Consider the following 13,935-nt stretch of genomic DNA (forward strand, 5'->3'; position numbering starts at 1 on the left):
CCCGACCATAAGGTCAAGGAGTTGGTGCCGTTCTGGCCAGCACCAGCCATTCGTGAGGGGTTTCGACGCCCCAGAGCAGCGCGTCTGCTCCGCTGCGATTCTTCACTGAACCGCGTGGGAATGTCTCTGGCTTTTCAGCGGAACAGGCAATGAGCCGCTGAAATCCCTCACCTATTGGCCCCGCGACGCTCGGTAGGGGGTGCCGCCAGCGCATAGGCGCAAATGCGGCACGCTACGCGCCGCCGATCCCTCGCCATGGTTCGCCACAGTCCGCTGCCGCCCCCGGCAGCCCAATTCCGACTGGAGGTGTTCCATGCCCAACCCGCTTGCGGGCCTGCCGCCGCGCCTGCTGCGCACCAAAGAAGCCGCGCGCTTCCTCGGCATATCCATCAGAACCCTTGAGAAGCATCGCACCTACGGCACCGGGCCGACCTATCGCAAGGTCGGCGGTCGCGTCCTCTACACCGTCCGCGATCTGGAAGACTGGAGCGCGGCAGGCGAGCGCAAATCCACCCGCGACAAGACCGCCGGCACTGTCTTTCCGGCGCGTCCGCTCACGCCCGAAGAACGGGGCGAATGCTAGATGCTGCGCGAGGACGACCACGATCCCGCGCAGCCGACCGAGGACAGTGAGCGCAGCCGTCTAGACCCTTTCGTGGTCGCAACGGGCGATGCGCCGCCGCGCGACCAGCGCGATTTGATGGAACGGCCGTTTTTCTCGCTGGCGAAGACTCCGCGCACCAAGCCGATTCTCTACAAGGCCGCCGACATAGAGGTGCAGGTGTTCGGGATGCCCGAGCACGGGATGGCGACCATTTGGGACGCCGATGTGCTGATATGGGCGGCCTTGCAGATCGTTGCGGGCGAGAACAACGGCCTCACCACGTCGCGCTTTGTCCGGTTTACGCCTTACCATCTGTTGCGCGCCATCGGGCGGCCGACCGGCAATCACCAATACCGGCTTCTGAAAGCCGCGCTGGCGCGGCTGCAATCGACCGTCATCGCCACGACGATCCGCAACGGCCCGCATTGGCGTCGCCGGCAATTCTCATGGATCAACGAATGGGAGGAAATGACAATGCGCGCCGGCCGCGTCGAGGGCATGGAGTTCGTCCTGCCCGAATGGTTCTACAACAGCGTCATCGACCGTTCGCTGGTCCTGACCATCGACCCGGCCTATTTCCGGCTGACTGGCGGCATCGAGCGATGGCTTTACCGCGTCGCCAGAAAGCACGCCGGGCACCAGCGCCACGGTTGGATTTTCGAGGTCGCGCACCTTCATCAGAAGTCCGGCAGTCTCGCGCGGCCGTCCGACTTCGCGCTCGACCTGCGCCGGATCGCGGCCCGCCAGCAGCTCCCCGGCTACCTGCTCCAGATCGAGCGGGAAGACGGCCGCGGGCTGCTCCGCATCCGCCCCGAAAACCTGTCAACAGGCACTGTTGATAACCCTGTTAATGCCATCGGCAGATCAGGCGCACGGGGTATCGGCACATCAGGCGCATCACTATCGGCACATCAGGCGCACGAACCGCAGCTAACGCTTTGGCCTGAAAAGCGGAAGCCGACCGCTAACTTATCTAACAGAGAATCTAACTCTTTTTCTTTGACGCGCGCGCACGGGAAGCGTGGTGCCGGTTCTGCCCGAAGGGGCGAGCCATGACGGCCGCGTGCGACGCGCTGCGCCCGCGCAGCCCCCGGCACATCACCGGAGACGAACAATGACCCGTCGCGCTCACCGCAGCGCGTACGGCCGTCCGCTGCCGGACGGGCCTGCGCCCTTCACCACATTGGTCGAGCTGACCTTCGAGAAACACAAGGTCGAGCACTGGATACGCTTCGGCCGCAAGAGCTACGAGCAGATCATCGACCGCCGCCGCAGCGTCGTCGGCTTCGCGCCGGGCAGCGTCTTCGCCTTCGTGCGATGGGCGAAGGGCGAGCACGGCACTGTCGTTTCGCGCATCGACATTGTGCGGGCCATAGGCAGGGGCGAGCCGTTCCAGACATTGCCCTTCGTCCGGCCGGGCGGCGAAATCCTCTTGCGCCTCGATAGCTGGCCCAAGGTGCAGCGCGGGCTTGCCGCCATCGACGCCGTGGAATCACTCGGCCTCGATCCGGCCGATGCCTCGCCGGATCATTGGCGGCACATCCACAACCGTTTGACCGCCAATCTGGAGCCGCACGCCTACACCCCCGAGCGACATGCCGCATGGCTGCATCGCCGGAGGATCGACCCATGACGAGCCGCCGCATCCTCACGGTGACGGCGCTGGCGGTGCTCGGCATCGCCGCTGCAAGCGCGGTCAAGACGCCGACGAAACTCATATGGAACACCACGGCCAGCGCGCCGGTCGGGTTCTACACCGTCGAGTCGGCCGACCGGATCGACGTGCCCGAGCTGGTCGCCATCACGCCGCCCGAACCGCTCACCGCCTTCATGGTCGAGCGCGGCTATATCGCACGAGGCGTCCCGCTCTTGAAGCGCGTCCTGGGCCTGCCCGGACAGCGGGTTTGCCGCACCGGTCGCACGATCACGGTGGACGAGATCGAGATGGGCGAGGCGCTGGAGCGCGACAGCCTCGGCCGCGATCTGCCCGTCTGGCAGGGCTGCCGTGTCATCGGCGACGACCAGCTTTTCCTCATGAATTGGGAAGTCCGCGACAGCCTCGACGGCCGGTATTTCGGACCCATCCCCGCAGCTTCCGTCATCGGCCGAGCGGTCCCGCTCTGGACCGATTAGGAAGGCGTCGGCCGCTACGAGTGGCGCGCGCCGACGCACTGAAACCACCCCCCGAGAACCAACCGCAGGAGATTCCCATGGCAGAGATAGGCACCTTCGCCCGCACCGAAACCGGCTATGCGGGGGAGCTTCATTCGTTCGGCATCCACGAAAAGCTGTTCATCGTCCCGGCCAAGCCGAGCGACGTGAAAAACGCGCTCGATTATCGCGTGCGCCTCGATAGCGAGGACGGCCCGGACGCCGGCCCCGCATGGAAAGACTCCAGCAAGAACGCTGGCGAGTTCGTGTCGATGCGATTGGAGGGGCCAATCTTCCCGTTCCCGATCCGCGCCAAACTGTTCCAGTCCAACGACGATCCTTCGGTCTGGACCTTGCGTTGGAAGCACGCCTCGAAGATCGAGGATGAGGAATGACGGTCGCGCGCGTCCGGCCCGCCATTCGGTCAAAGATCGGCATCCCTTTGTTCGCGGAAAAGCCGTCTCATCCCTTCGTCCCGCTCGGCGACCAGACGGCCGGCGCGCGCAGCGAAGGTCAGGGGCGGCCATCGGCCGGCGCTTGCGCCTTGCCCTTGACCGCAGCGAACACGCTGGCAGGCTGGCGGCGAAGCGGAGACAGGACTGCATGGCATTATGCCGTCCTGATACTGGCCGGCGCGCTTTCCGTCTGCGTCGGATCGGGCGTCGCGGTCGCGCAATCCGCGCCCGTCGAGCGCCCGGCCGCCGCCCATCCCTATGCGGCCCACATCGCCGAGGCGTCGCAGCGTTTCGGCATCCCCGAGCACTGGATTCGCGCCGTGCTGCGCGCCGAAAGCGCGGGCGACGTGCGCGCGGTCTCAACGGCCGGTGCGATGGGATTGATGCAGGTGATGCCCGACACATGGGCGGGCCTGCGCGTCCGTTATGGCCTCGGCCGCGATCCCTACGACCCACGCGACAACATCCTCGCCGGCACCGCCTATCTGCGCGAGATGTTCGACCGCTACGGCAATGTCGGCGCGATGCTCGCGGCTTACAACGCCGGCCCCGGTCGCTATGACGAGCATCGTGCGACGGGCCGCCCGCTGCCCGCCGAAACCCGCGCCTATGTCGCCGCGCTCGCCCCGATCCTTGGCGGCGCGGCTCCATCGGATGCGCCGTCGCAACCACCGGCACCGCCGCCCGATTGGCGCGAGGCACCGCTGTTCGTCATGCGCCCGGCCGACACGCAAGTTGTCGCCGCGCCGCCGTCCGAGGCGCAATCCGGCGAAGCCCGCGCGACCGTTCCGGCGCGCGATCCCGCCAATGCGGAGCCGCAGGACGGCAGCATTTTCGTGGCAAGCGCCAGCGACGGCGGAAGGCCATGAGGCTGGCGTTCCCGCGCTCAGCGGCGCTCATTCCGTTGTCCAGTCATGCAGGTTTTTGCCCGGCTGGATTCCCGGCAGGAGGGGCAGAAAAGGCAGAAAGGGCGGAGGGCAAGATTAAAGAAGACGGCACCATATGGAGCCGCTTCTGGAAATTGTTGTTGTCTGCACACTGGTTAGGTGGCTGGTTCCGGCACCATGGTTTTGAGGGGCCGCGTGCCGCGATTTCGCGCAAAGCCATGGCTTCGCAGGGTTTCGAGCGGCACCATAGGCCCATATCGGCCTGTTTTCGGCGGCTTTGGCTGGCGTCAAGCTGTTGTCCATCACGCAGGAAATGGGCGACGACCCCATGCACGTCATGATGCGGCAGATCATGGCGCTATTCGATGAATATCAGTCGAAGGAGAACGGCAAGCACGTCATGCGGGCCTTGAAGGAGAATGCGCGGCAAGGCTTCTGGAACGGCTCCCTTCCTCCCATCGGCTACCGTGTTGTCGATGCCGAGCAGCGCGGCGCGAAGAAGAAGAAGAAGAAGAAGAAGAAGAAGAAGAAGAAGAAGAAGAAGAAGAAGAAGAAGAAGCTGGAGATCGACCCACTCCATGCCGATACCGTGCGGCTGATCTTCCGCCTTGCATCGGAAGGAGACGGCAATTCCGGCCCGATGGGCGTCAAGAGCATCGTCAATCACCTGAACAAGCACCGCATGTTCACCCGCAACGGCGGGCGTTGGGGCATCGGCCAGCTTCACCGTGTCCTAACCCGGCTTACCTATATCGGCGAGCATCGCTTCAATCGCCGCTCCAACAAGGGTGTGGTGAAGCCCGAGGACGAAATCGTCACCGTCCCGGTGCCGCCGCTGATCGACCTTGAGATATTCGAGGCCGTTCAGAATCGCTTGAAGGTCAACAATCCGAAGGTGACGCCGCCGCGCGTCGTCAGCGGCCCGAACCTGCTGACCGGCATTTGCTATTGCGGCAATTGCGGAGGCGCGATGACGCTGCGCACGGGCAAGAACGGCCGCTATCGCTATTATGCCTGCTCGATCCGGGCGCGGCAGGGCGAAACCGGCTGCAAGGGCCGCGCGATCCCCATGGACAAGCTCGACCGCATGGTTGTGACGCATATCGAGGAAAGGCTACTCGACCCCGAGCGGATCGAAGACGTTCTCGCCTCGCTTCTGGATCGCCGGCAGGAAGGCGTCGAGCGGCGCAGCCAGCATATCGCCGAGTTGAACCATCGCGCGGCCGAGGCCGACAACCGCCTCAAGCGCCTCTACGATGCCATTGAAGCCGGTTCGCTCGATCCGGCCGAATCCGCCCTTGGCGAGCGCATCGCGGGACTCACGGCGCTTCGGGATCAGGCGCGGGCCGACGCCGCGCGGACCGAAGCCATGCTCGCAAGCTCCACCCACCAGCGCCTCACCGGGGCGGCCGTGCGGGAACTGGCGAGCGAAGCACGAAGCAGGCTCCGGCTCGGAATGGGCGGCTATCGGCGGGAGCACGTCCGGGCCTTTGCACAGCGTGTCGAGGTCGCAGACGACGCAATTCGCATCATGGGATCGAAAACGGAGCTGCTGAAGACGCTTATTGCTGGCCAAGGGCGGCAATCGGCGGCGATTGGCGTGCCCAGAGGCGGTCTGAAATGGCGGAGAGGGTGTCCGCCATACTGGTATTCGCTCATGTTCGCGGCAATTCCATATCATACTGTTTTCAATGTGATAAATCATCCGTATTTTTCATAATGGTTCTTGTTCGTTCTCTATCGTTCGTCTAAAACCGCGTTCAAGTGTGGGAACGAATGTGGGAACGCAATGCCTCTCTCCGCTCGAAAAGTCGAAACGGCGCAGCCCGGAAAATATGGCGACGGACAGGGCCTGACGCTCTTCGTCAAACCCAGCGGCGCCCGCTCTTGGGTGCTGCGCTATCAACTCGCCGGAAGGCGCCGGGATCTCGGCTTGGGGGCTTGGCCGGAGATCACGCTGGCCCGCGCCCGCGAAAAGGCTCTGGAGGCCCGCCGCATGATCGCCGAAGGGCGCGATCCTCTCGCCGAACGCGCCAAGGCTCGCCGCCTGACTTTCGCCGCCGCCGCAAAGGCTCTGATCGAAAGCAAGCGCTCCGGCTGGAAGAACGCCAAACACGCCGAACAATGGTCTTCGACGCTGGAAGCCTACGCCTTCCCGATCCTCGAAGCTTTCGACGTGCGGCGGGTCGAGACGGCGGAGGTTCTGGAGATCCTGCGCCCGATCTGGACGGAAAAGCCGGAGACCGCAAGCCGTCTGCGCCAGAGGATCGAGGCGGTTCTCGACTACGCCGCCGCCATGGGCGCGCGCGAAGGCCTCAACCCGGCGCGCTGGAAAGGGCATCTGGATCATCTTCTTCCCAAAGCCTCGAAGGTGAAGGAGGCGGGGCATCATGCAGCGCTGTCCTTCAGGGAGATCGCCGCTTTCATGGCGGATCTGCGCCAGCGCGAAGGGGTGTCGGCTCGGGCGCTGGAGTTCGTGATCCTGACCGCCGCCCGCTCGGGTGAAGTGAGGGGGATGCGTTGGGGCGAAGTGAATTTGGAGGAGAAGCTCTGGATCGTCCCGCCTGAGCGCATGAAGGCGAGCAAAGAGCATCGCGTTCCTCTGACAGCGGCGGCCTTGGCGGCGATGGGCGAGCCGGGCGCGGCTGACGCCTTGATTTTCGGAAGCCAGACGAAGCTCGGCGCGCCTCTGAGCGATATGAGCCTGAGCGCGGTGCTGAAGCGGATGGGACGCGAGGAGATCACGGTTCACGGCTTCCGCTCGACCTTCCGCGATTGGGCGGGCGAGACGACCGCCTTTCCGCGTGAAACAATCGAGGCCGCTCTGGCGCATCGCCTCAAGGACAAGGCGGAGGCGGCTTACGCACGCGGCGATCTTTTGGCGAAAAGGCGCGATCTCATGGAGGCTTGGGAACGCCATATGTTCGCCAGTTAATTGCCTACCCAAACGCGCGCATAAGGACGAACCTGCACGGCGATTCACGGATTTTAACTATGATTCGGAGCCGCGTTTATGGCCAAGGACATACGCAGCACGCTGCGCAACGCGCCGCCTCAAGCCCTCAAGGTCTATTTCGAGAGCGTGGCGCCGGAGATCGCCGCAACGCTTGACGGCGAAGCCCTCTCGCGTGCGGCACTTGAGCAATTGATGGAGAAGATCGATCAAGCGCCGGAGGAACTGGCGGCGCTGATCTACAGCGATTGCGATCTGATCGAACAGATGCGCGACGCCAAGGGCCTGAATTGCATGCGTGGTCTTTATCTTCTTGATCAGGAGACGCAGGCCTTCTTTAACGAGCAAGAGGATCCGCGCGGCTGCGCTCTGCACCTGATCGCACGGAGCCGAAAGGCCTTCGAGACGGCGCATGCGATTTTCTATGCTGAACGCCTTTATCACGGCAAAGACTGGAGCGGTTTCCTGCTCTCAGGCGTCGCTACTTCTCGGGAGTGGATCACGGATAAAGCTCTTCAGGAGCGTTTCCGCCTGCGCGTCGAAAAAATCCTGAGGGCGCGACGCGACGGACGCCGCCGCTGCAAGGTCGAATGGTTCGCCCGGCTCCGCAAAGAAGAGGAAGCGCTTCAGATTACGATCCATCAGGAGGATTTCGCGCGCCGGGAAACCGCTTTCGATGAGAAGGACGAACTCACCTCACAGACGCGCCGCCCTGTCGTCGAGGCCTGCATCGTCTTCAATCCTGCGACGGGCGATCTCGAAGTTTGCGCCAAAGGCGGAAGAGACCTTCGTGAAGAGATCAGCCGGGCTTTCTGCGACGTTCTGGGGCCTGAGGTGGGGCGCGCTTCCCGTCTTCCCCGCAGATTGAATCTAGATCGCCTCATGACGATGACGCATTTCCCTCTGAAGGCGGAGGACGGCGTTGAACGCGTGTCGCTGGAGGCGCTCTCTTTCATCATGTCAGACGCTGAAGCGATGAAAACGACGCTGGAAGGGCGAGCCGAACCTGTGGAGGGCGCTTTCCACAGGCACCTGAAAAATCTGCTTGGCGGCGATCCGGAGGAGCGGATTTCTCAGGTGCGGGCGGCGAACCTGCGCCTTGTTCTTCGACCCTCAGAGGAAGGGGCCAGAGCGCGTGAGCCAGTGCTGAAGTTAAAAACGCCCAATCTCACCAACCTGCGCGATTTGCGCGAGGAAGAGCAGGAATTGGCGCGGGAACTGATGGAGCGTTGGGGCCTCTATGCTCAATCGGGCTAATCCAAGGCGCGGCGCTCTGCGCATCCTGCTCCGTCTGCTGGAAGGCGAGGCCTCCCGCTTTCCACGAAGAAGCGGGGCTGCGGCTGATGATTTCGAGAATCTGATTCAGGCGGGCTTCCTGACGGAGGATAACCTCGTTTATTCGACGATTTGCGACGAATGCGGGGAAGGCGAAGCCGCCTTGGTTGAGGTCAGGAATGGGCGAACTGGAATCCTCTGCGGGATCGAGGGCTTCGTCGAACGCGATCCGGAGAGCCTCGCCGCCTTCCGTTTGGAACGCGACGGTTTCGCGCGGGCGCTGCGAGAGGCTCTGACCGAAGGGGAGGAGGGCGGGGCTTCTTTCTCGAAAATTTCGGATCATCTTTGGCGTTTGGGCGGATTCTCGCGGGGCGGCGCTTCGGGAACGGCCTTTTTGGCTTTGCGGCTGAAAACTCCTGATGACTTCGTGTTCTTGGATCAGGCGATCACCTCACGGCCTCGCCCCTCCGTCGGCGCCGTGTTCACGCTCCAGAGAGAGGCTTCGCCCGGCTTGAGACTGTCTCTGGGTTATCGGCTGATCCCTTGCGCAGAAGCCCTCCAGTTGACTGAAGACGGCCTTCGTCTGCGCATCGCCGCTTTGGCGGAGGCCTTCCCGGAGATTGCGAGGTTCTCTTCGGAGCTTCGGGATCGGGGGCGCCCCGGAAAATCGGTGGAAACGGGGCGCGTGATCCGCCATTTGCAGGAGCAAGGTTCTTGGCCGAAAGGGACGAACGCTTGCATTCGTGCAATTCAAGAGGCTTGGAGCGAGGTGAATCCCGCATCTGAAATTCCTGCGATCTCAACGCTTAAAGATCACCTCAGGAAACTCGCCTCCATAGCCTGATCTCAGGCGGACGGAAAAGAGGGCGGAAAACCATTTTCCGTCTCCTTTTTCCGTCCGCCTGCTTCGTCGTCCCATGCGCTGGCATTCAACCAAGCGTGAGGACGCCATGACGAACGAATTCAACCTGAAATCTGACCAATCCCTTGCGCCCCTTGCGGTTTCCCCCGCCGAGGCGGCGCGTCTGGCGGGCGTGGGGCGCACCACGCTTTACGCCGCCCTTTCGGCGCGGCGGTTGCGGAGCTTCAAGCTCGGCAAGCGCCGCCTGATCTCCATGGCCGCCCTGCGGGAGTGGCTGGAGGCCTGCGAGGCCGCCCAGATCGAGGAGCCGCGCCATGTCGAGGGCTGAGGCTTTGACTAAGGCGCTCGGGGGGCGTTGGTCGGGCGGATCGGGCCTCGCCTGCTGTCCCGCCCATGAGGACCGCTCGCCCAGTCTCTCCCTTCGCGAAGCCGGAGACGGGCGGCTTTTGCTGAATTGCTTCGCCGGGTGCGATTTCGCGGCGGTGCTGGCGGCGCTCAAAGCGCAAGGTTTGATCTCGGGCGAAGTCCGCCCCGATCCCGAAGCGCAGACCCGGCGCCGCGAAGAGGAGGCCCGGAGGCGGGAGGAGCGGAGCCGCTGCGGCGATTGGGCGGCGCGGATCTGGGCGGAGAGCTTGCCGATCTCCGAAACTCAGGCTGAGGCCTATCTCCGCAAGCGCGGCGTCCTCGGACCATTGTCGCGCAATCTGCGCCATCATTCCCGCCTGAAGCATCCCTCCGGCTGCTTCGCGCCCGCTCTGCTGGCGCGGATCGAGGGCGCAGAGGGCTTCGCCTTGCATCGGACTTGGCTCGATCCTCAGGGCGCGCCCGCGAAGATCGGAGCCTCGCCGCAAAAGGCGATGCTGGGTCCGGCGCGGGGCGGCGCCGTGCGGCTGCGCGAGGGCGGATCCGGGTTGCTCGCTGTGGCTGAGGGGATCGAGACGGCGCTGGCCCTCGGGCGGGCGCTGGAGCCGGAGGCCGCTCTCTGGGCGGCGCTTTCGACTTCGGGGATGAAGGGCCTGCGCCTCCCTCATCAAGCGGGGGCGCTGCTGATCGGTCTTGACGGGGACGCGCCCGGAAGGGCGGCGGGCGCGGCTTTGGCGCATCGCGCGGTGGGTTTGGGCTGGCGGGTGCGGCTGGCTGATCCGGGCGAAGGGCGGGATTTCGCCGATCTGGCGGCCTTGGCGGATGGAGGCGGGCATGGCTGAGGATCTGATCCGCGCCGCTCTGGAGGAGGCGCAGAGCTTCAGGCCCGCCCGTCCCGACGGGCTGCTGAATCCGGAGGCGTGGCCTTATCGTCTCACGGAGGCGGGCGTTCAGAAGCGCCAGAAGGTCGGGGACGAACTGCAATGGCGCCTCTTCGCACCTCCTCTGGAGGTGCTGGCCGATCTGCGCGACGGCGAAGGGCGCGGCTGGTCCCGGCTGGTCGGTTTCAGGGATCGCGACGGGCGGCGCCATGAGATCCCGCTCGCCATGGCGGAGATCGGCGCCGGACGCGGGGCGGAACTGCTCGCCCTGCTGGCCTCGGGCGGGTATGAGACGCCGATCCAGTCCACCGCGCGCTCCGATCTGCTGAACTGCATCATGCAGGCTCGTCCCGCCGCGCGGCTGCGCAAGGTCGAGCGCCTCGGCTGGCATGGCGGAGCCTATGTCTTGCCGGATCAGGTGATCGGGGCGCCGCAGGGCGAGCGGATCGCCTTCCAGCCGCCCGGAGATTTCGAGCACGCCTTCCGGGCGGCGGGGTCTTTGGAGGGCTGGCGCGAGGAGATCGCCGCGCCTTGCGCCGGAAATTCTCGGCTGGCGCTCTCGCTCTGCATGGGCTTCGCCGCGCCGCTGCTGGCGCTTCTGGAGGAGGAGGGCGGCGGGGTCCATCTGCGCGGAGGCTCCTCGCTCGGCAAGACGACCGCGCTCAACGTGGCGGCGAGCCTCTGGGGCGGCGGCGAGCCGGGCTATGTCCGCTCATGGCGCGCGACCTCCAACGCTTTGGAGGGCGTGGCGCTCGCCCATAACGACGGACTGCTCTGCCTTGACGAACTCGGAGAATGCGACCCCCGCGCGGCGGGCGAGGCGGCCTATATGCTGGGCAACGGTATCGGCAAGGGCCGGGCCTCGCGCTCGGGATCGGCGCGGGCCGTGGCGCGCTGGCGGCTGCTCTTCCTCTCGACCGGAGAGCTTTCGCTTTCCGACAAGATCGCGGAGGCGGGCGCGGGCAAGCGGGCGCGGGCGGGTCAGGAGCTGCGCTTTCTGGACCTCCCTGCGGATGCGGGGGCGGGCCTCGGGATCTTCGAGCGCTTGCCGGAGGGCCGGGCGCCGGGGGATTTCTCCAAGGCGCTGAAGGAGGCCGCGCGGCGTCATCGCGGATGGGCCGGGCCTGCTTTCGTCTTGTGGATCGCCTCGCGCCGGGAGGAGGTGCGGGAGGCGGCGAAGGCCTTCATGGCCGAATTCCTGCGGCGCGCGACCTCTGAGAAAACGGCGGGTCAAGCTGGCCGGGCGGCGCGGCGCTTCGCTCTGATCGGGGCTGCGGGCGAGCTGGCGCGGGAGGCGGGGATCTTGCCTTGGCCTTCGGGCGAGGCGCTCCGGGCGGCGGATCTCTGCCTTCGGGTCTGGCTGGAGGAGCGCGGCGGGGATGGATCCGCCGAAGCGCGGGCGGCGGTCGAGCAGGTGCGGAGCTTCCTCGAAGCCCATGGCGCGAGCCGCTTTCAATCGGCGGAGGTTTCGGGCGAGCGGGTGATCGAGCGTCTGGGCTTCTGGCGTCCGGGACCGGAGGGCGCCCGCGAATATCTGGTTCCCGCCTCCAGCTTCAAGCGGGTCTTAGCGGCGGGCCATGATCCGAAGCTCATGCTTCAAGCCCTCAAGGCGGCGGGGATCCTCCGGACGGAGGGCGAGGCTCTGGCGGCGCAATCGATTTACATCGGCGCGGAGGGGCAAAGCATGCGCGTCCATGTGCTGCGGCTGAGAGAGGAGGGGCCGGATCATGGCTGAAAATCTCAAGGCGCGGCTGCTTGCGGCCTTTGGTGAAAAGCCGCGTGAGGCGCGTGAGAAAGGTGAGACGCCGCCCAAGGCGCTGATCTCTCAGGAAAAGGCGCTCACGTTTCCGCCCGGCGCCGTCTCACATTCTCACATTTTCGGCGGGAAGCCGGATCCGGGGGTTTGTGAGGATAAATCTCAGAAAAATCAACCATCTGCTGATGATCTCACGTTTCTCACGTTCTCACGCGAGGCGGCGGCCCTGCGCCGGATCCTTGATGATGAAGCTTTCTGCGCCTTCGAGGAGCGGGCGGCGATCCTCGAATATGAGGCGGGCCTTTCCCGCGCGGAGGCGGAGCGGCGCGCCGCTGAGGAGTGGCTCCCCCCATAGGGGGGCGGATTAAGGATGGGGCGGAGGCGGCGAAGACCGCGCCTCCCCGTCGCGCGCGCGGCTGCAGGTTTCGAGGAAAAATCCGGAAGGGGCTTTCCACCGATCAACCCGGTTTGCGCCTGATGATTTCGAGAAACTTGGAGGCCCCCATGGGCGGATGGAATTCAGGCGGCGGACGCGATGCGCCGCGTGAGGATCATTTTTTGCGGCTGGATCTCTCCCGGCTGAAGGCTCTGGGCTTTCTCAGGCCTCATTGGCGTCAAAGCCTGATCTGGACGCGCGGAGGTCGCAAAGAGGGGGATATCGTCATAGAGAGTTATCCGGATCATCTGATGCTGATCTACCGGACGCGGCGCAACGGGGGCGAATGGCGGAGCGTCTGCGAGCGGGTTTCGCTCGCCTTCACAGAGCCGCATTACGGCGGGCGGCGGATCTGGATGCTCTGTCCCGGCTGCGGGGCGCGCAAACGCACGCTCTGGGGATCGGAGCGCTTCCTTTGTCGCGCCTGTCATGGGGGCGTGACCTATGAGAGCCAGTATGCCGACCGGATGGAGCGGAAGCTGACGCGGATCCAGAGCCTCCGGCGCAAGCTGGGCGGCGAAATCAGCCTCGCATGGCCCTTCCCCGAGCGCCCGAAACGCATGCGCCTCGCGACCTATGAGCGGATGAAGGAGGAGGAGGCCCGCCTCCGCGAAGAGCTGGACCGCCTCACCATCGAAAAATTCGGATGGAGCCTCTGAAAGCCCCCGCCTCAGGCCGCGAGCCTCTTCAGCATGGCCTCCGGATCGGCGTCGATCAGGCGGAGCAAGGCCCGCGCCGGGCCTTGAGGAACGCGGCGCCCCTGCTCCCAATTCTCCAGCGTGCGCCGGGAGACGCCGATCCGCTCCGCGAATTCCCGCTGGGTCAACCCGGTTGCGGCGCGGATGCGCGCCACGTCGAAGGCGGCGGGGATATGCGCCTTGAGATCCGGAACCTTCTTCCCGCCCAGATGCGCCTCGACTTCAGTGAGGCCGCGCATCACGCTCTCGAAAACTTCACCCATCGGAGCCTCCATAGGTCAGGCCGATCCGCGAAGCGGCGGCGCTTAAGGCGTTCTGCTCGGCTTTGGTCAGAGCCGCTTTCGCGTTCTTGGCGTAAATCGTGATGAGGAAAACCGGGAGATCCGGCGAGCGGAAAAAATGGATCGTGCGATATCCGCCGCTTTTCCCGCCGTCCGGTCGAGGGATCCGCGCCTTGAACAGGCCGCCGCCAAGCGCGACGCCCAAGGCCGGATCCGCCGCGAAAAGCCCGACGATCCGCGCGCGCTCCTCCTCGGAAACGCCCGCCGCCTTGGCGGCGCGGATGAATTCCCCCGTTTCGACGACGGTATGCAGCGCGACTCCAACCATGCCTC

Annotated in this window: 17 protein-coding genes; 15 read left to right on the top strand and 2 right to left on the bottom strand. The window is 65.2% G+C overall.

Annotation, left to right across the window (positions count from 1 at the left end; translation table 11 throughout):
* The first annotated feature begins 313 nt into the window (after window positions 1–313).
* The 15 genes from B161_RS0102425 to B161_RS18505 all read left to right on the top strand — a co-directional run bounded on the left by B161_RS0102425 (window position 314) and on the right by B161_RS18505 (window position 13,282).
* Window positions 314–583: a helix-turn-helix transcriptional regulator gene (locus B161_RS0102425; protein WP_018631764.1), complete on the top strand. Its 270-nt coding sequence runs from the start codon at window positions 314–316 to the stop codon at window positions 581–583.
* Complete coding sequence (locus B161_RS0102430; protein WP_018631765.1) at window positions 584–1,660, top strand: replication initiator protein A; 1,077 nt, start codon at window positions 584–586, stop codon at window positions 1,658–1,660. It abuts the gene before it with no gap.
* Window positions 1,661–1,718: 58 nt separating this feature from the next.
* Complete coding sequence (locus B161_RS0102435; RefSeq protein WP_018631766.1) at window positions 1,719–2,237, top strand: DUF2840 domain-containing protein; 519 nt, start codon at window positions 1,719–1,721, stop codon at window positions 2,235–2,237.
* Complete coding sequence (locus tag B161_RS16345; protein ID WP_018631767.1) at window positions 2,234–2,737, top strand: S26 family signal peptidase; 504 nt, start codon at window positions 2,234–2,236, stop codon at window positions 2,735–2,737. Before B161_RS0102435 ends, B161_RS16345 begins: the two co-directional genes overlap by 4 nt.
* Before the next feature lie 77 nt (window positions 2,738–2,814).
* On the top strand, window positions 2,815–3,150 hold the full coding sequence (locus B161_RS0102445; protein ID WP_018631768.1) for a DUF736 domain-containing protein: 336 nt from the start codon (window positions 2,815–2,817) through the stop codon (window positions 3,148–3,150).
* Window positions 3,147–4,079, top strand: a complete 933-nt coding sequence (locus B161_RS0102450; RefSeq protein WP_018631769.1) for a lytic transglycosylase domain-containing protein — start codon at window positions 3,147–3,149, stop codon at window positions 4,077–4,079. The genes B161_RS0102445 and B161_RS0102450 overlap by 4 nt, the downstream gene beginning before the upstream one ends.
* 313 nt (window positions 4,080–4,392) lie before the next feature.
* On the top strand, window positions 4,393–5,817 hold the full coding sequence (locus B161_RS16350; RefSeq protein WP_205619212.1) for a recombinase family protein: 1,425 nt from the start codon (window positions 4,393–4,395) through the stop codon (window positions 5,815–5,817).
* A gap of 69 nt (window positions 5,818–5,886) precedes the next feature.
* A complete protein-coding gene (locus tag B161_RS0102460; protein ID WP_018631771.1) occupies window positions 5,887–7,032 on the top strand; it encodes a tyrosine-type recombinase/integrase in 1,146 nt (381 codons plus the stop codon).
* Window positions 7,033–7,110: 78 nt separating this feature from the next.
* The gene (locus B161_RS0102465) at window positions 7,111–8,307 is read left to right on the top strand and encodes a hypothetical protein (protein WP_018631772.1); all 1,197 of its coding nucleotides are present in this window, start codon (window positions 7,111–7,113) and stop codon (window positions 8,305–8,307) included.
* Window positions 8,291–9,169, top strand: a complete 879-nt coding sequence (locus B161_RS0102470) for a hypothetical protein (RefSeq protein ID WP_018631773.1) — start codon at window positions 8,291–8,293, stop codon at window positions 9,167–9,169. Before B161_RS0102465 ends, B161_RS0102470 begins: the two co-directional genes overlap by 17 nt.
* A gap of 106 nt (window positions 9,170–9,275) precedes the next feature.
* Window positions 9,276–9,515 carry a helix-turn-helix domain-containing protein gene (locus tag B161_RS0102475; RefSeq protein WP_018631774.1) on the top strand — a complete coding sequence of 80 codons (240 nt, stop codon included), beginning with the start codon at window positions 9,276–9,278 and terminating at the stop codon, window positions 9,513–9,515.
* Entirely contained in the window at window positions 9,502–10,392 is an 891-nt protein-coding gene (locus tag B161_RS0102480) for a DUF7146 domain-containing protein (protein WP_018631775.1), read from the top strand. The genes B161_RS0102475 and B161_RS0102480 overlap by 14 nt, the downstream gene beginning before the upstream one ends.
* Window positions 10,385–12,166 (top strand): DUF927 domain-containing protein, encoded by a 1,782-nt coding sequence (locus B161_RS16355; RefSeq protein ID WP_169338262.1) that lies wholly within the window; start codon window positions 10,385–10,387, stop codon window positions 12,164–12,166. The genes B161_RS0102480 and B161_RS16355 overlap by 8 nt, the downstream gene beginning before the upstream one ends.
* The gene (locus B161_RS0102490; RefSeq protein ID WP_018631777.1) at window positions 12,159–12,542 is read left to right on the top strand and encodes a hypothetical protein; all 384 of its coding nucleotides are present in this window, start codon (window positions 12,159–12,161) and stop codon (window positions 12,540–12,542) included. Before B161_RS16355 ends, B161_RS0102490 begins: the two co-directional genes overlap by 8 nt.
* 332 nt (window positions 12,543–12,874) lie before the next feature.
* Window positions 12,875–13,282, top strand: coding sequence for a hypothetical protein (locus B161_RS18505; RefSeq protein ID WP_157755507.1), 408 nt, complete (start codon window positions 12,875–12,877; stop codon window positions 13,280–13,282).
* A gap of 11 nt (window positions 13,283–13,293) precedes the next feature.
* On the opposite strand, the gene B161_RS0102500 is transcribed toward B161_RS18505, so the two are convergent.
* Both B161_RS0102500 and B161_RS0102505 read right to left on the bottom strand, forming a co-directional pair.
* On the bottom strand, window positions 13,294–13,584 hold the full coding sequence (locus B161_RS0102500) for a helix-turn-helix domain-containing protein (protein WP_018631779.1): 291 nt from the start codon (window positions 13,582–13,584) through the stop codon (window positions 13,294–13,296).
* Entirely contained in the window at window positions 13,577–13,930 is a 354-nt protein-coding gene (locus tag B161_RS0102505) for a type II toxin-antitoxin system RelE/ParE family toxin (protein ID WP_018631780.1), read from the bottom strand. Before B161_RS0102505 ends, B161_RS0102500 begins: the two co-directional genes overlap by 8 nt.
* Window positions 13,931–13,935 lie beyond the last annotated feature (5 nt).

The sequence above is a fragment of the Neomegalonema perideroedes DSM 15528 genome (assembly GCF_000374145.1).
Classification (GTDB): Bacteria; Pseudomonadota; Alphaproteobacteria; order Rhodobacterales; family Rhodobacteraceae; genus Neomegalonema; species Neomegalonema perideroedes.